This is a genomic window from Winogradskyella forsetii (assembly GCF_013394595.1).
GTDB lineage: Bacteria > Bacteroidota > Bacteroidia > Flavobacteriales > Flavobacteriaceae > Winogradskyella > Winogradskyella forsetii.
In genome coordinates this window covers 948,855-970,348 of the sequence record NZ_CP053348.1, presented here as the reverse complement: position 1 = coordinate 970,348, position 21,494 = coordinate 948,855, and the positions used below count along the sequence as shown (strand labels likewise).

Below are 21,494 nucleotides of genomic sequence, written 5' to 3'. Positions count from 1 at the left end.
ATGATTAAAAAATAAAATTGAGTTATTTTTCCTTTTTTACAGTTGGATCAATGTTTGTAGAATCCACAATATAAAGCGGTCTGTCTTTTACATTGACATTAATTCTACTAATATATTCGCCAATTACGCCTATCGATAAAAGTTGAATACCTCCAATAAATGCGGCACTGATGATTAAAGAAGTCCAACCTGTGATGGTTTGTTCTAATATATAATGGGAAAATATGGCAAAAATGATCAGCAAGAATGAAAAGATAGAAATAATGAATCCCAAACGGCTTACAAAAAGTAAGGGTTTATCTGAAAAACCGGTAATACCATCGAAGGCTAAACGAAACATTTTACCATAGGTATACCCAGATTTACCATGTTTTCTAGAAGCCCTGTCATACAAAACATAAGCCTGTTTAAATCCTAACCAAGCAATTTGACCACGTAAAAATTTATTCTGCTCTGGCATTCTAATAATAGCCTCTACCACTTTTTTAGACACCAATCTAAAGTCTCCAGCGTCTAAAGGAATATCAAAAGTTACTATCTTTTTCAAAAGCCTATAGTACAATTTAGCCGTTAATTTTTTCAAAAATGATTCACCTTTTCGCTTTTGTCGCTTTGCATAAACCACGTCAAATCCCTCTTTATATTTGGCATATAAATCAGCAATTAATTCTGGTGGATCTTGAAGGTCTGCATCAATAATTACGGTGCAGCTTGCATTGCTATGCTCCAATCCTGCGGAAACCGCTACTTGATGTCCAAAATTTCTACTAAAATCGATATAATAAACATCACTATCGCCTTGGGCAATTGTTTCTATCTGAGTCAGAGAGTCATCTGTACTTCCATCGTTGATAAATAGTATCTCGTAACTTAATTTAATTGTAGAAAGTGTTTGCTTAATCCTTCCATATAGCGTCTGTATATTTTCAGATTCATTGTAAACAGGAATTATAATGGAAATGTCATTGTCTTGCATAATCGTATCTTAATACGCAACTAATATAGTAAACTCATCTCGACTTATTCTTAGATCGATAAATATTAAAATAAGGGTTACTCCAAACAATTTCATAGTTATTTCGATTTAAAAATGCAATCATGATGGCATTTCGCTCATTACTATGAAAATCAGTGTTCTCTTTTTGAGTTGACATATAGTCTGGTATTGGCTCAGAAAAACTATAAATAGTTTCAAATTTTTGTTGCACAACGATTGGCAACACAGGGATTTCAGATTCCGCTTTATGCAACTTTTTTTCAAAAGAATTATAATCGTAAATCCAAACCCAAGGATTATACATGTAAGGTTTGGTTTCCGATAAAAAATGAACCATTGGAATTTTATCATAGACCATTAAATAATCATTTGGTTCTACAAATTGATTCAAATTCACCAGTAAATCATTGATAATTTTGGCGCGTCGCTCCGTGGTGTATATGCCCTCGGCCAAAGAGCTATTAATGGTATAGTGTTTTTCGAATCTACTTCCCATATCAAAATAGGCCTGTTGGGAAATATTATAGGTTTTAAGCAATATAAAAGCCACAATAATTGCATACATAAATAAATGAAGTGATTTCTTTGGTATACTTGAGCTTGGATTAATTTTAAGATATTTTGAATGCATATCCATTACGTACAAATTATCTATCAAATAGAAAAATAAAGGCAAACCAATCCAGATTCCCATATAACCACTATTTTTTATACCACCTCCTGTTCCTAAGGAAATAGTAATCAATGTGAAAAAAGATAAAAAGCTAATTACTTTTACTTCATTACTAACCTTTTTTATAAAAAGAATTGTGACAGCACCTATTAAACAAAGGCTATATATTGGATAAATGTTTCCTGTATTAAACCAAAAGACAAATAAGACGATTGAAAAAACAAAAATAAAAACATTGATGATTTTCTTATTGGGAATAAATCGTCTTAAGACATAAAGTCCCATAACAATGGCAGCAAGTTTGACCGTTTCAACAGCAATACTTCTATAATTATAGTAAGGTGCCATAAATACCGATTTAAAATTATGTGAACTGTCCTCAGTATTCCCTAGGTCATTTATCGTAAAGAGGGCATTCTTCATTATTTCCAACTGCCCAAGCAAGCTTAAAGTTACATACACCATCAAAAAGCCAATAATAGATCCAAACCCAACAAATAAAAACGGCTTAATAGATTTCAAAATCGATTCTTTTCGTAAATAATATGCATATGGCACAACTAAGACCAATGAGAAAAGCACTAAGTTCGGAATCCGGGTAAAAACATTTATACTTAATATAATCCCAGACAATATGTATAAAAGCATACTGTTTTTTATGACAGCCTTATTTAACACATATATAATTATAACCGACATAAGTGCGGTCAAATGATTATGGTAATAGGTCAAAAACCCATAATCGTTCACAAATAAAACCATGACCAATGCAAGGAGTAAAAATTCTTGTTTTATATATGATTTTAATAATTTGTATGACAGATAAAAAGCTAGAGTGTTTACAATAATTCCAAGCAGCCTAAACCATAAAATGCCACCATCTTCATACAGCAGATACCATAAACCTCCTACAAAACCCGAAAACCAATACAAGAAATTATACTCTACACTTTCAGGATTTGAGAAAATTTGCTGATAAAACGTTAAAACGAAACCATCGTCGCAGACATCAAATCCTTGAAAAGCCACTAATAATTGTAAAAGCACGATAATTATTAATGTAATTTTGAATAGATTCTTCTGAATTTGTAATTCAAGCTTCATTAAGTTAAGCCTATTTAGTTAAAACGATTTTGAGTAAAAATCAAATATAACATCTTATTTAATTGTTATTCCATTAATTTAGCGGCAATAAAACAGATTTTAAAAGTGCCATTGAATCTCGATCCCAGAAAAATTCTCAGTCATCCTGTAATTTATACCTCCTATCAAAAAATTGTAGGTGGTTACAGAGCTCGTAAACTTTTTGTTGAAAATAACGTGAACATAAAACCTGGTCAAAAAATATTGGATATTGGTTGTGGCCCTGGAGATATATTAGAGTTTTTACCTAATGTTGACTATACAGGAATTGACTTAGATCACAATTACATTGAACAGGCAAAAAAAAAATATGGAAACAAAGGTACATTTAAGTGTGCTGGAGTGGACGACTTAGATTTAATTGAGACTCACACTTTTGACATTGTTATTTCTGCTGGAGTCTTGCATCATTTAACGGATGAGCAATGTTTCAATTTGTTTAAAATTGCAGTAAAAGCCTTAAAACCAAATGGCCGTTTTGTGTCGTTTGACGGTTGTTATGTTCCAAATCAAAACAAAATTTCCGCTTACTTCTTAAGAAAAGATAGAGGTCAATTTGTAAGAACACAACTTGAGTATGAACGTCTTGCAAAAATCCACTTCAACAATATAGATTCGACCATTGATGAATCCTATTTTTTTATTCCCTATACCTCTATTATTATGGATTGTAAAAACACCGCATATTAGTTTCAACAAAAATGAAAATTAATAAAATCAAATATTTTTATAAAGACCGTCCATTTTTTCTAATTGTATACTTCTGTGTTTTCCTATTTTGCATTTTTAATGATCCTATATATTCTCCCGACACCTACGGTTATTTAAGGGCAATGCCATTCCGTCAATTGGGCTATGTCATTTTCTTAAAAAGTTTTAGTTTCGTTTTTGGATCATATTTCGACATTGCGGTAGTAGCGTTCCATGCCCTATTTAGTTTGTTTTGTGTTCATTATTTTCATAAAAAAGTAGCTTCGATATTTAACTTGAACTACTTCCTAAGACTTATTTTAAGTGCGATTTTATTATTTCCTTTTTTCCCACCATTGCTTATTGCAAATAACTTATGTTCTGAAGGGCTAGGTTATGGTTTTTACCTTTTATTTATTGCTATTGGCTTAGACATTCTTTTTAATAATAAACGAGAACATCTTAAATATTATGTCATTATCTTTCTTGGCTTGGTGTTTACAAGAAGTCAGTTTATAATCTCCACTTTAATTTTCGCAGGCGCCTATTTTTTAATTTACAGAAAGTTTATCTTTCAAAGAAAACATATATCAACAATTATCGTTATGTGCGGTGTTGTGCTTATAGCAAGTCTAACGGAACGCAGCTATCATCTATTAAAAGATGGTTTTTTTAAACCTACTCCCTTAGGTTATACCAGTGCTTCAACAGCTCCAATCTATGTTTCTAACACCACGGATTATTCACTTATAGAACAAAAAGATTACAGGGAAATTCTAAAAAGTGCCTACGACACTTTAATTAAGAAAGATTTACTTTTAAAACCCAACCAAACACCAAAAGAAGACTATTTATTCTTTCATGAGAACCTATCAAAAATATGTAATCAAACTGTTAGAGAACAAGGCGTAGTCTATTATTTTAACCAACCAAGTCCAAAAGAGTGGAGTTCCAACCAAGTGGCTTCCTATCCATTTTTTGAAACTGAAGCCGCCTGTAAAACATATACTTTCACTTTAATTAGGGCAAATTTCAATAAATGGATTCAGCTTTATTATACTAATATAACTTATGGTTTTTACACGCCAATTCTGCTTTTCTTTGTAGTGTTTATGTTCTTATTCAGTTTAGTTAAAACCACATTTTACGATCAAAAGAACTATGCCATTTTATTTCTATTATCATCTTTAATTTTATCGAATGCTCTTTTTATTGCCTTTGCAAGCCATTCTATACAACGTTATCTGTTTTACAATTATGCTTTGTTATTTTTGCTATTCATTAGTACACTCAAACTTTTAAAACGTGAGTAATAAACCTGAACTTTCCATTGTAATGCCATGCTTAAACGAAGCGGAAACTCTTGCTATTTGCATAAATAAAGCGCAATCATTTCTTGAAAAGAATAATGTTATGGGCGAGATTATTATTGCAGATAACGGAAGTACGGATGGCTCAAAAACTATTGCTAAATCTCATAATGCAATTGTAATCCATGCAGAACAAAAAGGATATGGAAGTGCGCTAAAGGCAGGAATTGAGGCAGCAAACGGATCTTATATTATTATGGGAGATGCTGACGACAGTTACGATTTTTCTAACCTTTTGCCCTATCTGGTAGAATTGCGAAATGGTAAGGATTTAGTAATGGGAAATCGTTTTAAAGGTGGAATTGAAAAAGATGCTATGCCATTTTTACACCAATACTTAGGCAATCCTGTGTTATCTTTTGTAGGGCGTCTGTTTTTTAAAATTAATATTAATGATTTTCATTGTGGACTGAGAGGCTTTTCTAAAAGTGCCTACAAAACGATGAATTTAAAAACCTCTGGTATGGAGTTTGCCTCGGAAATGGTGGTAAAATCGAAGCTGAATAATTTATCTATTGCGGAAGTGCCAACAAAACTCCATAAAGATGGCAGAACTAGAGCACCACATTTAAAAACTTGGAGTGATGGTTGGAGACATTTGCGTTTTTTAATGTTGTACGCACCAAATTGGTTGTTTCTTTACCCTGGAATTCTTTTAGCTTTAGTCGGTTTTGTGATGTCCTTTATTCTTGTCATAAATCCTATTGAGTTTGAAAGCTTCACATTAGATGTACATACATTATTATACACTTCTGCGTTTCTATTAGTAGGATTTCAATTTATCATATTCTATGGCTTGACAAAAATATTTGCTGTTGAAAATGAGCTACTTCCAAAATCCAACCGTTATAACAAACTTTTCAAATTTATCAACCTTGAAAAAGGCTTAATCTTTGGTTTTGTACTTTTAATAATTGGAGTATATTTAAGCTTTAAGGGTTTAGCTTCTTGGGAAAACACTCGTTTTGGGCCATTAGATACGAGCACTACGTTACGAATTATAATTCCTGCAATAACAACCTTACAACTTGGTATTCAAACGATATTATTCAGCTTATTTTTTAGTGTTTTAGGACTTAAAAAATAAGCCTTATTCTAGTTTTTCAAAAACAAATAAGTTATTCAGTCCTAATTGAAATCTTTTATGCTTCAAAAGTTTAAATTGTTTTGAATTAAAAATCAAGGGTACATCTTCCACCTTAAAACCATAGTGTTCTTCTAAAGACATACCATCTATTAGTCTTAATTTAGACAAAACCCAAAGTATATGATCTACAAATGGAGAAGGAACGGTAATAATAATTCGACCTTTTGTGTTTAGATAATTGTAACAATTATCTCTAAGTTGTTCTTGTTCTTCATTGGGAATATGCTCTAAAACGGCAAGCATGGTTATAGTGTCAAATGTTTTATCTTTTGGTAAATCGAGAGGAAATTTACCTGGTAGTAAAATGTGATTTTTATTTTGAATAGATTGCTTCAATAATGGATCTATACCAATACTATTCGAAATTGGCTTGGACTTAAGTTTTTTAAATAACGTATCATCAAAGCAACCAATATCCAGAACAGAGTCATTGGCTCTTACATAGGGTTTGGTCATTTTAATGCGCCAATCTCTTAAAAAACGATCTACAAATTTCATTTATATATTGAAATATTTCAAGTTCAATAATACAAGAAAAAAAAGAGAAACACTTTTCAGTATTCCTCTTTTCAAAAATATATTTAAATGCCTTATTAATTAGTCTTATTACGCTTTCGATCCACTTCTTTTAAATAGATTTTACGTAATCTTAAGTGGTTTGGCGTCACCTCAACATACTCATCTTTCTGAATATATTCCAACGCTTCCTCCAAAGAAAACTTAATGGCAGGTACAATTTTGGCTTTATCATCCGCTCCCGAAGAACGTACGTTACTTAATTTTTTGGTCTTCGTTACGTTGACCGTCATATCATCACCACGTGAGTTTTCCCCAATCACTTGACCTTCGTAAATATCTTCTCCTGGATCGACGAAAAACTTACCTCTATCTTGTAATTTATCAATAGAATAAGGAATTGCTTGTCCGTTTTCCATTGATACCAACGATCCATTTTGACGTTCTGGAATGCCACCTTTTAAGGGTTTGTAATCCGTAAAACGGTGTGCCATAATGGCTTCTCCCGCCGTTGCTGTTAACAATTGGTTACGTAAACCAATGATGCCACGAGACGGTACTATAAATTGGCAAACCATACGGTCGCCTTTGGCTTCCATACTTACCATTTCACCTTTACGCATCGTGACCATTTCGATCGCTTTACCTGAAACATGCTCTGGTAAATCAATCGTCATTTCTTCAAAAGGCTCACATTTAACACCATCAATTTCCTTAATGATTACTTGTGGCTGTCCAATTTGCATCTCATAACCTTCACGACGCATGGTTTCAATTAAAACCGATAAGTGCAATACACCACGGCCAAAAACCATAAATTTATCCGCACTATCCGTTTCTTCAACACGTAAGGCTAAATTCTTTTCCAGTTCTTTGGTTAAACGATCTTTAATATGTCGAGAGGTCACAAACTTTCCGTCTTTTCCGAAGAAAGGCGAATCATTAATAGTAAATAACATGCTCATCGTTGGCTCATCGATAGCAATGGTTTTTAAACCTTCAGGATTTTCAAAATCAGCAACGGTATCACCAATTTCAAAACCTTCTAAACCTACAATAGCACAAATGTCTCCAGTTTCTACCTCTTCTACTTTTAAACGACCTACACCTTCAAAGGTATGTAGTTCTTTAATTTTACTCTTTACAATTGAACCATCTCTTTTTACCAATGAGATTTGCTGGTTCACTTTTAAACCACCTCTGGTTAAACGTCCAATAGCAATTCGTCCTGTAAAGGATGAAAAATCCAAAGAGGTAATTAGCATTTGAGTGGTACCCTCTTCAAATTTTGGTTCAGGCACATGCTCAATGACCATATCCAATAAAGGCTCAATATTTTCCGTTTCATTTTTCCAGTCATCGCTCATCCAGTTGTTCTTTGCTGAACCATAAACCGTTGGAAAATCTAGCTGCCATTCTTCTGCACCAAGTTCAAACATTAAGTCAAAAACTTTCTCATGTACTTCATCTGGTGTACAGTTTTCCTTATCTACCTTATTGATAACTACACAAGGTTTTAAGCCTAAATCGATCGCTTTTTGCAATACAAATCGTGTTTGTGGCATTGGGCCTTCAAAAGCATCAACTAAAAGTAAAACACCATCAGCCATGTTCAACACACGCTCTACTTCACCACCAAAATCGGCGTGACCAGGTGTATCAATCACATTAATTTTAGTGTCCTTATAAACAACAGAAACGTTTTTAGACGTGATGGTAATACCTCTTTCACGCTCTAAATCGTTGTTGTCTAATATTAAGTCTCCTGTGTTTTCATTTTCACGAAACAGTTGACAGTGGTACATGATTTTATCTACCAATGTGGTCTTTCCGTGATCGACGTGCGCAATAATTGCGATGTTTTTAATCTTTGTCATAACTGATGCCCATTTTTAAGCGTGCAAATGTACGTCTAATTCTTATCTTTTCGTTAATAATTTGTTATTATTTTACATAGAAGCAATTTCAGTTGTATCTTTCACTAAATAATTGATTAACAGCGTAAAGCCTATTTTAAAAACCAATCGCTAATTGGGCTATAATCGCGTCACTTTTGCAAACTAATTTGAACCCTAAAAATTAACAAATGCATACAGTTAGCAAGTTCACTAAGTTCATTCCTTACCTCTATTTTTTGTCGGTAATTGCGTATTGGTTTACAACACTAAATAGACTTGAAGGCATTTCGGCTTACCCGATTTTACTTTTCGGAATTCCCTTTTTATGGCAACTGATAAAGCCGAGCAGACAATTAAACTTCTCATTGGGCATTGTATTTGTTTGTCTATCCTCCTATTTGATATTTGCTTATCTATTTGATATACTCAATATTATCCATTGGTCTGAATCGTCTAAAAAAATCCTTTTTTATGGTGGCCTGTTGGTCGTTGGCAATTTTGTAATGTCCCTTTGGATGGTGCGAAACAGTATTAAGAAGCAGTTTTGAAATTAGATTATAGACCGCTTTGTTTTTAGAATCAAGAATCAAGACGAATACCGAAAATTATCAACCATACTGAAAGTTTTCGGTCGCAGAGATATCAGGCGCTATCATTAAAAATAGTACTCTTAAGAATCTGAATTTGATGCGTCATTTTACTTTAAACTCCACACTTTACACTTCTTACAGAATACTTTAACTGAGGATTGAAGCCCGAGTACTGCCAACTGAACACAAAAAAAACCTGTTTTAACTTACCAATCATAATCGTATCTTTGTTACTTAACCATTTAAGTTCAAAGCTTTGATCACGATCCCAAAATTAAAACACACCAATTCCAATAACTTCTTTTTACTTTGTGGCCCTTGCGCTATAGAAGGCGAAGATATGGCATTACGAATTGCTGAAAAAGTCATAAAAATCACCGATAAACTTGAAATTCCTTATGTATTTAAAGGCAGTTTTAAGAAAGCAAATCGAAGTAGAATTGATAGTTTTACAGGCATTGGAAACGAAAAAGCCTTAAAGATTCTGAGAAAGGTTTCTGAAACTTTTGATGTACCAACCGTAACAGATATTCATGAAGCCTCTGATGCGGCCATGGCGGCAGCATATGTTGATGTGTTACAAATTCCTGCGTTTTTGGTAAGACAAACCGATTTGGTAGTTGCCGCTGCCGAAACCGGAAAAGTGGTTAATTTGAAGAAAGGACAATTTATGAGTCCTGAATCTATGAAACATGCGGTTCAAAAAGTGAAAGATGCTGGCAACGAAAAAGCGTGGATCACCGATCGAGGCACCATGTTCGGTTACCAAGATATGATCGTCGATTTTAGAGGTATTCCTACCATGCGTCAATATGCGCCAACGGTTTTAGATGTGACGCATTCCTTACAACAGCCTAACCAAAGTGCTGGTGTTACTGGTGGACGTCCAGATATGATTGAGACCATTGCCAGAGCAGGAATCGTTAATAATGTCGATGGTTTGTTTATAGAAACCCATTTTGATCCTGCAAATGCCAAAAGTGATGGTGCCAATATGCTACACTTGGATAATTTAGAAAGGTTGTTGGGTAATTTGGTGGCTATTAGAAAAACTGTAAATAGCTTATAAAACGAGTCATTTTTGAAAAACCCAATTGAAATAAGGCAAGCAACTTTAGAGGACATTCCCGAAATCACTAAGATTTTTAGGGACACGGTCACGCATATAAATTCCAAGCACTATTCCGAAAAACAGATTAAAGTTTGGGCGTCTGGTGCTGATGATATTGAAAAATGGGAAGAACGTATTAATAAACTTTATTTTATTGTCGCCGAAATTGAACAAACCCTTGTTGGTTTCGCCTACTTAAAAAACGGAAACTATTTTGATGGCCTTTTTGTTCATAAGGATTATCAACGTCAAGGAATTGCTTCAAAACTATTACGCATTATAGAATCGCAAGTGATGATGAATGATTTTGATGTCATCAAATCTGATGTAAGCAAAACGGCCTTACCTTTTTTTGACAATAAATATTACGAAGTCATCAAGAAACAAAAGAAGAATTTCAAAGGTCTTGTTTTTGAAAATTATTTGGTTGAGAAAACACTATAAGTTTCACACAATTCTGAAAACAAACTACTGAAAACTGAGACTGGGACTGAACACTATTTTTTAAACGCCTTCACTCCAGCTTCAACTTCTGTAGGAATGTAATTTTCTCTTGGTACAATCGGACAAGAATACTTGGCATTATATGCACAATATGGATTGTAAGCCGTATTAAAATCTATTATTAGTGTATCATCTTCTGGAATACGTGCTTCTGTATATCGTCCGCCAGGATAACTTCCATTACCATTAGTATCGTCTAAGAATGGTAGAAAAAGATAATCCTCATAGCCTTCCTCTTCTAAAAGTCCTAAATTTTGATAAATACTAAGTTCGTATGCGTTGCCTTTTAAACTAAATGTAACCACACCATATTGTATGTAATCTGGTCGTCTTTCAGTCGTTGTTTTCATCTTAAAAGGTTTTGCATCTGGTGTCCTTTTTAACGTTGCCTTTACCACATAAGTAGAATCGAACTTATAGAAATCCAAACCCTTGAATTTCTTTCTATCCTTATCTTTTAACGGCGACTTGGTAGCATCCTTAAAGTCTGCATTCATTTCTTTTTGCCATGCGGTTTCCCCATTTAAACGTTGTTTTTCTTGAGCACAACCAACAGAAAAAACCATTAAAAAAAGTAATATTAAATTCTTCATCTCAAAATATTTTAGAATTCAAAAATACAACTTAGTGAATTTTATTGTAGCTTTGAGTCAGAAATAAATTAAAAATAATGTTTAATACAATTAGATATACAAAGCAGACCTGTGTGATTTCTTCGGAAAACATTCGGACGCATTATCTATTGTAGCTATACATATATACTATTAAACAATATTTAAAAGTCCGACGTCAACGTCGGACTTTTTATTTTTATACCAACCACCAAAATGAAAAATTTATTCAAAAATTACCTTAGCACATTTCTTGGGCTTTCAAGAGAAGTATGGTGGCTAGCACTGATCACATTTGTGAATAGAGCTGGCACAATGGTAATTCCGTTTTTATCATTATACCTAACTGACAACTTGAATTTTACCTTTACAGATGTCAGTTGGATTATGAGCGCTTTTGGTTTAGGCTCAGTCGTTGGTACCTGGATTGGTGGGAAACTAACAGATACTATTGGCTACTATAAAGTAATGGTAAGAAGTCTTCTCAGCACAGGATTCCTCTTCATTGCCATGCAATTCTTAAATACGTTTGCGAGTGTTTGTGTTGGTATTTTTTTGGTAATGGTCGTCGCAGACACCTTTAGACCCGCAATGTTTGTCGCCATGAGCGTTTATAGTAAACCAGAAAATAAGACGAGATCCGTGACTTTAATTCGTTTAGCTATTAACTTAGGTTTCTCGGCTGGTCCTGCCGTTGGTGGACTTATTATAACCACTTTGGGTTATGGCGGTTTATTTTGGGTAGATGGTATAACCTGTATCCTTGCCACCATTTTGCTCATCAAAGTTTTAAATCCTAGAGTAGCAAAAGCAATAGATAACATTATGGTAGAACATCCCATATCGGTTTATAAGGATAAATTGTTTTGGATATTTTTTGCCGCAATGGTATTATTCGGAATTATATTTTTACAATATTTTTCTACCTTGCCACTTTATTATAAAGACATCCATCACTTAACAGAGCTGGACATAGGCATTCTCCTTGGGCTTAATGGTTTCTTTATTTTTTTGCTAGAAATGCCATTAATTAAGTGGTTAGAACAAACTAAAAACACTAAAATAGGTCTTACGCTTTTGGGCCTACTTCTCACTATGGTAAGTTTTTACGTTCTCAATTTGACCTCGTGGATTGGCATATTAGCTGTCGGTATGTTATTTATGACTATCGGTGAGATGATCGCTTTTCCCTTTTCCAATGCCTTTGCTATGGATAGAGCAAAGAAAGGAAAACAAGGCGAATACCTGTCTATGTACGTCATGGCGTTTTCTATTGCTCATATTTTTGGACATAGTGCAGGCTTGCGATTAATTGATAATTTTGGTTATAATAATACCTGGTATATTATGGTTGCTCTTGGATTTTTAGGAATTTTGCTTTTGCTGTATTTGAAACAGCAGCTGAAAAAAGAAATATTATGAACTTAAATCAAATAACAGTCTCATCTTTAGATGCTAGAAGTGCTGTAAGCTTTTATAAAAAGCTCGGTTTAAAACTGATTGTTGATGCGCTTCCGAGATATGCGCGGTTGGAATGTCCGAATGGCGATTCCACATTTTCAATACACCAAGTGGAAGATTTACCAATCAACAATAGTGTGACGTTATATTTTGAAGTCGAAAATCTTTCAAAAACAGTTTCGGAACTCCAACAAAAAGGTATTACTTTTAATACCGAAATTTTAGAGCAGTCTTGGTTGTGGAACGAAGTTTATTTAAAGGATCCTGATGGAAATACCATTATCATCTATCATGCAGGAAAAAATCGTAAAAATCCACCTTGGAGAATCAATTGAAAAAATTACATGGAAACTATTTATAAAGACATCATAATTATTGGAGCCGGACCAATCGGAATTGCCTGCGCCTTGGAATGTAAAAAACGGAATTGGGATTATACCATTATTGAAAAAGGCGCATTGACCAATTCATTGTTCAATTATCCGTTGAACATGACGTTTTTCTCAACGTCTGAAAAATTGGAAATTGATGACATTCCTTTTATCAGCAATAACCCCAAACCCACTCGAAACGAAGCTTTAGAATATTACAGACGCGTTTCTACATCCAATAATTTGAATATTAATCTGTATGAAAAGGTATTGGATATTAACAAAACAAACAACGGATTTAACATTAAATCTGATAAAGCCAACTATCAATCTCAAAAAGTAATCATCGCTACGGGCTTTTATGATATTCCAAATTTATTGAATGTTCTTGGTGAAGATTTACCCAAAGTGTTTCATTATTACAAGGAAGCACATCCTTATACCTTACAGCATATTGCGGTTGTAGGCGCCAGTAATTCGTCCGTGGATGCAGCACTCGAAATCTATAGAAAAGGCGGCAACGTGACCATGATTGTTAGAGGAAACGCTATTGGCGAACGTGTAAAATACTGGGTAAAACCAGACATTTTAAACCGTATTGAAGAAGGCAGCATTAAAGCCTATTTTAATTCAGAAATCAAGGAAATCAAAGCCACAGAAATTATTGTACAAACAGATGAAGGCGAAATTACAATTGCGAACGATTATGTCGTGGCTCTAACGGGTTATAGACCTAATTTTAAATTTTTGGCTAACGCTGGAATTGAATTTTCAAAGGATGAAAAGCACATTCCTATTTACAATCCCGAAACCATGGAATCGAATATTGAAGGACTTTATTTAGCAGGAGTAATTTGTGGTGGCATGGAAACCCATAAATGGTTTATTGAAAACTCTAGAATTCATGCTAAACTCATTGCCAACCATATAGAAAACCAAAAAGAATAGTTATGGAAGATGACTGGGAAAACTTACCAATATATATAAAAGCTACAGAAATTAGTGAGTTGGTAGATCATATTGTATCCGCTGTTGAAAATACCGACATTGATTTTGAAGATGACATTAGAGCTGAAATGATGGAGAGCAATCTTGATTATTTACGGGAGAATTCAATAATAATCCCTGCAAAGATAGCAGGTGCTGCCAGTGAAGACACCCTTTATGATTTGCGTATGGAAAATGCCGCAATCATTAGAAAGGCGGCTCGCGAGCTGATTACGGATGCTAGAGGATTGCAAATGCATGGCTACAAAGACACGGCGTATCTTGACCTTTTAAGAACTGCGGTCGAAGAATTCAGAATCCTTTTTGCCGAATGGGTAAAAACGTTTGACGAGTGGAATTATATCATTGACCGTTGGGGACTTTTTAATCCACCAGGAGTGAATTACGATGACCACGATCCTGATGACGATATGCCTTTTGATCCCAATGATTTTTTTGATGAGGATTGACATATAATTTTCATGCAAAACATTATTCGCTGTGCGGACAAATGACGGTTTGTAATTACAAGGGCTTTATCTCCTTATATTTAACCACATGAGACAAGACAATCTGTGTTTTTGTTTCTCCATAACTAATCAGCTGATCGATAAACGATTCCAAATGTTTTTGATTTTTTAAAACCACTTCCATCACTATGTTTTCATTACCTGTAATACGATAACAGTTCACGACCTCATCATAGGTCTTCACTTTTTCCAAAAATGGTTTTAACATGCCCATAAAAGCTCGTAAGGTAATCAACGCTTTTAGCTGGTAACCAGCTTCAAAAGGCGAAACAAATGTGGTATAACCTTGTATAATTTCAGCATCTTCCATTTTTTTTTTGCGCTCAGAAACCGCTGGTGATGTTATTCCCACTTGTCGCCCAATTTCTGCATTGGACATGCGTGCATTTTGTTGAAGGCACTTTAAAATCTTCCAATTTAAATTATCGATATTCATTTAAAGTTATTTAGCGATAAAAACATAATTATTAAAGCAAATATACTAAATGACTTTAATTATTAAAGTTTAATTTGAATTTAAGTCCTTAAATTCGTGTGCATTGCTATTAAGAATATGAATTACAATCTTCCATCGCATTTTTCCGAATTGCCTGTTTACCAAAAGGCTATGGATATTATTGTGCTTTCCCGAAGTATTTCAACCTATCTAAATCAAGATCTATCCTATTTAAATCCTGATGGTTCCGAGGATGAACATATTTATTTTACAGGCGATATTGTGCAACAATCCACAAATCTTGCGCCTCAAATTATCAGTGCTGAACAAGAACGTTGCTCTGATAAAAAAAGTAAGCATCTCGAAAGCTTAGACCGTTTAACCACAAGATTATATAGTAATTGCAGGAGACTAGAAAAATCGAACAGTAATGGACGGGATTATTTACCGATCCTTCGTGGTGAGTTGAAAAAATTCAGAAAGCTGAAACATCACTGGATGATGACCTTGTAATTGACAAGCATTAATTACAAATATTAGTTTTAGCAATCCAAGGCGTAATCCACGTCGTTTCTTTCCCTAAAGTTATTTTAGTTTCAGGTTTTGAAAAGACCAAATGGAAATTCCCGTTTTTCTCAATGTAATTAAAAGTCAATTTAGTACAATAGGTACCCTTGCCATGATTTACAAGCATAGTGATTGTACGTCCTTTTATGTCAATGTCCTTTACAGATTCCACCAAAATGAAATTCACATTAACATCTGGTGATAATTCTTCTGAACTATAACGATCTAAATCATTCATTTCAATCATATCAGCTACGATATCTTGAACCCAGTTATCAACTGATTTATTTTGACTCATCACAGGAATTGAAGCCATAAGTAGAAGAATTGCGATAGAATATTTCATAGGACTTAAAAGTTCAACTTTATTTGATCACTTGTGCATTACTCATAAATGCATTTTGATAATTCTTTATTTTAGAATTCATAGTATCAGAAATAATCACAAACTGACTTTTATGGATACTTTCAGATAGTCTTAAAATATGATTATAGGCATTATTCCGTCCTAAATAATCCGCATCTTCAATGGCAAATAATTGTACTTCGCCTAAATGGATGCCATTCAAAAAATAAAGCTTACTCAAGCGAGCAGGAGTTGCTATCACAATATCTTGACCATAATAGACTTCTGTTTTCTGCTTTTCAATATCATATTCGTCATATAATGCGTAAACCCTTAAATCCGTTGTATTTGTAAAGCGTTCAAATTCATCTTTTAAATCTAAAGCACTCTGTTTGTCATTGACCACTATGATGGCTCGTGGTGAATCTTCAAAAGCTGCTGCTTTTAATTTATGGATTGTTGCAATAATTAGTGCAGTCGTTTTTCCACTGCCTTTGGGTGCAATTACATAAGCATCGGAACCACCTTTTAAAATTGGCAACACTTTTTTCTGAAATGCATTTGAAGTTTCAAACCCTTCATTTTCTAAGGATTCTTTTAATAAAGGGTGAAGTTTTTTGAATGACATGATCGCTATTTTTAAATAGCAAATTACCATAGTGCTATCTCAAGCAAAGATATCATTAATGACAGACTTTACAGTAAGCTTTATCTCGAATTTCCCCAACCAAATAACCTTCATTCCTCATTTTGAAGCCATTACAATGTAAAAACATTTTCAATCTGTTCTTTTTCAACTTGTACTTGGTAGTGTAAGAAAGAAGCAATGGTTCTCTGAGATAATTCGGCAAACGTTGTTGACTTCTCGCTTAACAAAATATATTCTGTTTCACAGTAATATTCAGCATAAGCCCTTCGGCTACGCTCAGGACAGGCTATTCACTCACTTTTTACAAAAAGCAAAAAATGGTTCTCTGAGATACTTCGACTACGCTCAGCATAAGCGATTCACTCACTTTTTGCGAAAAGCAAAAAGTGGTTCTCTGCTTACATATTTCGGCGATACTGACCACCAACCTCAAACAACGCAGATGTAATCTGACCCAACGAACACACCTTGCAGACGTCCATTAATGCTTCAAAAATATTCTCATTATTAATGGCTTTATTTTGTAATTCTTTTAATAGTTCTTCTGAATCATGCGCGTTGTGCAAACGCTCCAATGTTTTTATCTGAAATTGTTTTTCCTCTTCCGTTGCTCTAATCACTTCTGCCGGCTGTACTGTTGGTGACCCTTTGCTACTCAAAAAGGTATTTACACCAATAATTGGGAATTCGCCGTTATGCTTTAAGGTTTCATAATACAAGCTTTCTTCTTGGATTTTGCTGCGTTGGTACATCGTTTCCATGGCTCCGAGCACACCTCCTCTTTCCGTGATGCGATCAAACTCCAATAACACGGCCTCTTCTACCAAATCGGTCAATTCTTCAATGATGAAAGCACCTTGTATTGGGTTTTCATTTTTGGCCAATCCTAATTCTTTATTAATGATTAGTTGAATTGCCATTGCTCTACGAACTGACTCCTCTGTTGGTGTTGTAATCGCTTCATCATAAGCATTGGTATGCAATGAATTACAATTATCGTAAATCGCATATAAAGCTTGAAGCGTTGTTCTGATATCATTAAAATCAATTTCTTGGGCATGTAAACTGCGACCAGAAGTTTGAATGTGATATTTTAACATTTGCGCTCTCGGATTTGCACCATATTTATGCTTCAAGGCTTTTGACCAAATCTTACGTGCCACACGACCTATAACCGCATATTCAGGATCTATACCGTTTGAAAAGAAAAAGGATAAATTAGGTCCAAACTTATTGATGTCCATCCCTCTACTTAAATAATATTCTACATAAGTAAACCCATTGGATAAAGTCAATGCCAGTTGTGTTATTGGGTTTGCTCCTGCTTCGGCAATATGATAACCGGAAATGGATACCGAATAGAAGTTACGGACATTATTTTCAATGAAATATTCCTGAACATCTCCCATTAAACGCAAGGCGAATTCAGTAGAGAAAATACAGGTATTTTGAGCCTGATCTTCTTTTAAAATATCAGCTTGAACTGTTCCTCGAACTTGTGCGATGGTGTTCTTTTTTATTTCGGTATAAATATCTGAAGGTAAAACTTGATCGCCAGTCACGCCTAAAAGCATTAAACCCAAACCGTTGTTTCCTTCTGGAAGTTTACCGTTATATTTTGGCCGTTCTTTACCTTTATAAATGGCTTCAATTTTCTTTTCTACTTCTTTTTCTAAACCATTTTCTTTGATGTAGATTTCACATTGTTGGTCTATCGCAGCGTTCATAAAAAAGCCTAACAACATTGGCGCCGGACCATTGATAGTCATACTCACAGAAGTCATCACATTTGCCAAATCAAAACCAGAATACAGTTTTTTAGCATCATCCAAACAACAGATAGAAACACCAGCGTTTCCGATTTTACCATAAATATCCGGACGTAAATCGGGATCATTTCCGTAAAGTGTTACACTATCAAAAGCTGTTGACAATCGTTTTGCCGGCAAACCTGCACTGACATAATGAAAGCGTCTATTGGTACGTTCTGGCCCTCCTTCACCTGCAAACATTCTTGCAGGATCTTCTCCTGTTCTTTTAAAAGGGTACAATCCTGCCGTATATGGAAATTCGCCAGGTACATTTTCTTGCAAGCACCATCTTAAAATATCTCCCCAAGCCTGATATTTTGGCAAGGCTACTTTGGGGATTTGTGTGTGCGAAAGCGATTCGGTATGGGTTTCAATTTTAATTTCCTTATCTCTTACCTTAAAGGAATAAACAGGATCTTTGAAACGGTTTACTTTTTCATCCCAACCTGTTATGACTTCCCAATTGTAAGGATCCAAATTCAGTTTTACACGGTCGAATTCTTTAATCAACAGATTTAAGAACTGATTTTGAGATTCCTCGTCAGTCGTACCTCCTTCTGTCGGAATGACATTACCTTTGTCATTCTGAGCTTGATGAAGAATTTCATCATCATTTAAGCCTTGTTTTCCAATGAAAGACTTTTCGACTTCACTTTTGTTAACATTTCCAACGGAACATATCGTTTTATAAATGCCATATAATTTTTGAGCGACTTCAACCTGTTCGTTTGCTGTCTTATCATAAGCCCTATTATTTTCGGCTATTTCAGACAAGTATCGTGTTCGTGAAGGCGGAATTACAAAAATCTTCTCACTCATTTCCTTAGAAATTTCAAAGGTCGATTTTAAATCCGCATCTGCTTTTTTAACTAATTCATCCATGATCGCTTTATAGAGCGTGTTCATTCCTGGATCGTTAAATTGCGAGGCAATGGTTCCATAAACTGGTAACTCATCTTGAGGAATATCCCAAAGATTATTATTACGCATGTATTGCTTTTTAACATCTCGAAGCGCATCTAAAGCACCACGTTTATCAAATTTGTTTATGGCTACTAAATCTGCAAAATCGAGCATATCAATTTTTTCAAGTTGTGTAGCTGCACCAAACTCTGGTGTCATGACATAGAGGGACACATCAGAATGCTCAATAATTTCGGTATCCGATTGTCCGATTCCTGACGTTTCAAGAATGATCAAATCATATTCGGCAGCTTTTAAAACCTCAACAGCTTCATTTACATATTTAGATAATGCCAAATTAGATTGACGTGTGGCCAAACTTCGCATATAAACTCTTGGCGAATTTATAGCGTTCATACGAATTCTATCTCCTAAAAGTGCACCACCCGTTTTTCGTTTGGAAGGATCTACAGAAACCAAGCCAACCGTTTTTTCGGGAAAATCGATTAAGAAGCGACGTACCAATTCATCTACCAAGGATGATTTACCGGAACCTCCTGTTCCTGTGATTCCGAGAACTGGTGTTTTTGAATCCTTATTTTTTTTATGAATGGCTTCTAACGTTTCCTTAGCAACTTCAGGAAAATTTTCTGCAGAAGAAATCACTCTGGCAATAGACTTAGGATTTTTTTCATGAAGCACCTCACCTTCATCATTCAATTGGTCTCCAATGGCAAAATCACTCTGCTCCACCAAATCATTAATCATGCCTTGTAAACCTAGTGCTCTTCCATCGTCTGGCGAATAGATTCTGGTAATCCCATAATCCATTAATTCTTTGATTTCTTCAGGAAGAATTACGCCACCTCCACCTCCGAAGATTTTGATATGACCTGCTCCTTTTTCCTTTAACAAATCATACATATATTTAAAATACTCGTTGTGACCACCTTGATAAGAAGTCAAAGCGATAGCATTCGCATCTTCTTGAATTGCAGTATTTACGACCTCTTCTACACTTCTATCATGACCTAAATGAATCACTTCAACGCCTGTAGATTGAATAATGCGACGCATAATATTAATTGCCGCATCGTGTCCATCAAAAAGGGATGCTGCAGTTACTATACGTACTTTATGTTTTGGCTTATAAGGTGTAGCTTGTTCCATTCGTAAAAATATTGCTGATTTGAATGGCAAATTTAAGGAATATTCAAAAATTTAAAGCAATAATCATTAATTATCTAAATCTTTAAGAAAGGGCGAATAGCTTACAATTTTAATTACTTTTAACAATTCATTCAATATCAATTTTATGCAAAAAATAACGCTACTAATTCACTGCGAGGATCAACCTAATATTATTGCTTCCATTACGAGTTTTATGGCCTCCAACGACGGGAACATTGTATATATAGATCAGCATGTCGATAGGGCACAAAACATCTTTTTTATGCGTTTGGAATGTGAGTTTGCTTCAAGTTCATTTTCTATTGAAAAATTTAAGGCCCTGTTTAAAAATTCTTTGGCGGAAAAATTCAAGCTTAAATGGCGTATGTATGCCGCTGAAAGAAAACCAAAGATGGCATTGTTTATTTCTAAATATGACCATTGTTTATACGATATTTTAGGGCGTTATAATTCAGGGGAATTGTTCCTTGAAATTCCTTTCATTTTAAGCAATCATCTCGATTTAAAACCTATTGCAGATAGTTTTAAGATTCCATTTTTTCATGTTCCAGTGACAAAAACCACAAAACATGAAGCTGAACAAAAACAATTGGAGCTACTTGAGAAACATCAAATTGATTTTATAGTGTTAGCACGTTATATGCAAATAGTGTCTGGAACCTTAATCGATAAGTACCCGAACAAAATTATTAACATTCACCACTCCTTCTTACCAGCTTTTGTTGGTGCAAAACCTTACCACTCGGCCTACAAGCGTGGTGTAAAAATTATTGGAGCCACAAGTCATTATATTACAGAAGAATTGGATGCAGGCCCAATCATAGAGCAAGGTGTTACTCATGTGTCGCATTCACATTCTATTAAAGACTTAATTGCCAAAGGACGCGATTTAGAGAAAATTGTACTATCTAATGCTATTAAACTTCATGCTAATAGAAAGGTCATGGTGTTTAATAATAAAACTGTTATTTTTTCCTGATAATGTGACTTAT

At 34.5% G+C, this 21,494-nt stretch carries 21 protein-coding genes; 12 read left to right on the top strand and 9 right to left on the bottom strand.

Annotated elements, in window-relative coordinates:
* Positions 1–22: 22 nt before the first annotated feature.
* Together HM987_RS04170 and HM987_RS04165 are read right to left on the bottom strand one after the other, a co-directional pair.
* Positions 23–976 carry a glycosyltransferase family 2 protein gene (locus tag HM987_RS04170; protein ID WP_179005509.1) on the bottom strand — a complete coding sequence of 318 codons (954 nt, stop codon included), beginning with the start codon at positions 974–976 and terminating at the stop codon, positions 23–25.
* Between the two features lie 34 nt (positions 977–1,010).
* Positions 1,011–2,774: a hypothetical protein gene (locus HM987_RS04165; protein ID WP_179005507.1), complete on the bottom strand. Its 1,764-nt coding sequence runs from the start codon at positions 2,772–2,774 to the stop codon at positions 1,011–1,013.
* A gap of 105 nt (positions 2,775–2,879) precedes the next feature.
* On the opposite strand from HM987_RS04165, the gene HM987_RS04160 reads away from it, so the two are divergent.
* From HM987_RS04160 to HM987_RS04150, 3 genes are all read left to right on the top strand, one after another.
* A complete protein-coding gene (locus HM987_RS04160; protein ID WP_179005505.1) occupies positions 2,880–3,503 on the top strand; it encodes a class I SAM-dependent methyltransferase in 624 nt (207 codons plus the stop codon).
* 296 nt (positions 3,504–3,799) lie between these two features.
* Entirely contained in the window at positions 3,800–4,816 is a 1,017-nt protein-coding gene (locus HM987_RS04155) for a hypothetical protein (RefSeq protein WP_179005503.1), read from the top strand.
* Entirely contained in the window at positions 4,809–5,960 is a 1,152-nt protein-coding gene (locus HM987_RS04150) for a glycosyltransferase family 2 protein (RefSeq protein WP_229724583.1), read from the top strand. The genes HM987_RS04155 and HM987_RS04150 overlap by 8 nt, the downstream gene beginning before the upstream one ends.
* 3 nt (positions 5,961–5,963) lie before the next feature.
* Here the strand turns inward: HM987_RS04150 and HM987_RS04145 are convergent, their stop codons facing one another.
* Positions 5,964–6,518: a class I SAM-dependent methyltransferase gene (locus tag HM987_RS04145; protein ID WP_179005501.1), complete on the bottom strand. Its 555-nt coding sequence runs from the start codon at positions 6,516–6,518 to the stop codon at positions 5,964–5,966.
* A 95-nt stretch (positions 6,519–6,613) separates the two neighbouring features.
* The gene (typA, locus tag HM987_RS04140; protein ID WP_179005499.1) at positions 6,614–8,413 is read right to left on the bottom strand and encodes a translational GTPase TypA; all 1,800 of its coding nucleotides are present in this window, start codon (positions 8,411–8,413) and stop codon (positions 6,614–6,616) included.
* Between the two features lie 209 nt (positions 8,414–8,622).
* Between typA and HM987_RS04135 the strand changes: the two genes are divergently transcribed.
* From HM987_RS04135 to HM987_RS04125, 3 genes are all read left to right on the top strand, one after another.
* Positions 8,623–8,982, top strand: a complete 360-nt coding sequence (locus HM987_RS04135; RefSeq protein WP_179005497.1) for a hypothetical protein — start codon at positions 8,623–8,625, stop codon at positions 8,980–8,982.
* Between the two features lie 307 nt (positions 8,983–9,289).
* Positions 9,290–10,093 (top strand): 3-deoxy-8-phosphooctulonate synthase, encoded by an 804-nt coding sequence (gene kdsA / locus HM987_RS04130; RefSeq protein ID WP_179009870.1) that lies wholly within the window; start codon positions 9,290–9,292, stop codon positions 10,091–10,093.
* Between the two features lie 12 nt (positions 10,094–10,105).
* Entirely contained in the window at positions 10,106–10,579 is a 474-nt protein-coding gene (locus tag HM987_RS04125) for a GNAT family N-acetyltransferase (protein WP_179005495.1), read from the top strand.
* A 53-nt stretch (positions 10,580–10,632) separates the two neighbouring features.
* On the opposite strand, the gene HM987_RS04120 is transcribed toward HM987_RS04125, so the two are convergent.
* Positions 10,633–11,232 (bottom strand): DUF1684 domain-containing protein, encoded by a 600-nt coding sequence (locus HM987_RS04120; protein WP_179005493.1) that lies wholly within the window; start codon positions 11,230–11,232, stop codon positions 10,633–10,635.
* 234 nt (positions 11,233–11,466) lie between these two features.
* Here HM987_RS04120 and HM987_RS04115 point away from each other — a divergent pair, with 234 nt between their 5' ends.
* Genes HM987_RS04115 through HM987_RS04100 form a run of 4 tightly spaced genes read left to right on the top strand, consistent with a single transcriptional unit; the run spans position 11,467 to position 14,539 of the window.
* Entirely contained in the window at positions 11,467–12,672 is a 1,206-nt protein-coding gene (locus tag HM987_RS04115) for an MFS transporter (protein ID WP_179005491.1), read from the top strand.
* Entirely contained in the window at positions 12,669–13,046 is a 378-nt protein-coding gene (locus HM987_RS04110) for a VOC family protein (protein WP_179005489.1), read from the top strand. The genes HM987_RS04115 and HM987_RS04110 overlap by 4 nt, the downstream gene beginning before the upstream one ends.
* A gap of 9 nt (positions 13,047–13,055) precedes the next feature.
* Entirely contained in the window at positions 13,056–14,030 is a 975-nt protein-coding gene (locus tag HM987_RS04105) for a YpdA family putative bacillithiol disulfide reductase (RefSeq protein WP_179005487.1), read from the top strand.
* A 2-nt stretch (positions 14,031–14,032) separates the two neighbouring features.
* Positions 14,033–14,539 carry a hypothetical protein gene (locus HM987_RS04100; protein WP_179005485.1) on the top strand — a complete coding sequence of 169 codons (507 nt, stop codon included), beginning with the start codon at positions 14,033–14,035 and terminating at the stop codon, positions 14,537–14,539.
* A gap of 55 nt (positions 14,540–14,594) precedes the next feature.
* Here HM987_RS04100 and HM987_RS04095 read toward each other — a convergent pair whose 3' ends face one another.
* Positions 14,595–15,035 (bottom strand): Lrp/AsnC family transcriptional regulator, encoded by a 441-nt coding sequence (locus HM987_RS04095; RefSeq protein ID WP_179005483.1) that lies wholly within the window; start codon positions 15,033–15,035, stop codon positions 14,595–14,597.
* A 117-nt stretch (positions 15,036–15,152) separates the two neighbouring features.
* On the opposite strand from HM987_RS04095, the gene HM987_RS04090 reads away from it, so the two are divergent.
* Positions 15,153–15,548 carry a hypothetical protein gene (locus tag HM987_RS04090; RefSeq protein ID WP_179005481.1) on the top strand — a complete coding sequence of 132 codons (396 nt, stop codon included), beginning with the start codon at positions 15,153–15,155 and terminating at the stop codon, positions 15,546–15,548.
* Positions 15,549–15,558: 10 nt separating this feature from the next.
* On the opposite strand, the gene HM987_RS04085 is transcribed toward HM987_RS04090, so the two are convergent.
* From HM987_RS04085 to HM987_RS04075, 3 genes are all read right to left on the bottom strand, one after another.
* On the bottom strand, positions 15,559–15,948 hold the full coding sequence (locus tag HM987_RS04085; RefSeq protein WP_179005479.1) for a hypothetical protein: 390 nt from the start codon (positions 15,946–15,948) through the stop codon (positions 15,559–15,561).
* Positions 15,949–15,967: 19 nt separating this feature from the next.
* Positions 15,968–16,576 carry a DEAD/DEAH box helicase gene (locus HM987_RS04080; protein WP_179005477.1) on the bottom strand — a complete coding sequence of 203 codons (609 nt, stop codon included), beginning with the start codon at positions 16,574–16,576 and terminating at the stop codon, positions 15,968–15,970.
* Between the two features lie 419 nt (positions 16,577–16,995).
* Positions 16,996–20,481, bottom strand: a complete 3,486-nt coding sequence (locus HM987_RS04075; RefSeq protein ID WP_179005475.1) for a methylmalonyl-CoA mutase family protein — start codon at positions 20,479–20,481, stop codon at positions 16,996–16,998.
* A gap of 145 nt (positions 20,482–20,626) precedes the next feature.
* On the opposite strand from HM987_RS04075, the gene purU reads away from it, so the two are divergent.
* On the top strand, positions 20,627–21,481 hold the full coding sequence (purU, locus tag HM987_RS04070) for a formyltetrahydrofolate deformylase (RefSeq protein WP_179005473.1): 855 nt from the start codon (positions 20,627–20,629) through the stop codon (positions 21,479–21,481).
* Positions 21,482–21,494 lie beyond the last annotated feature (13 nt).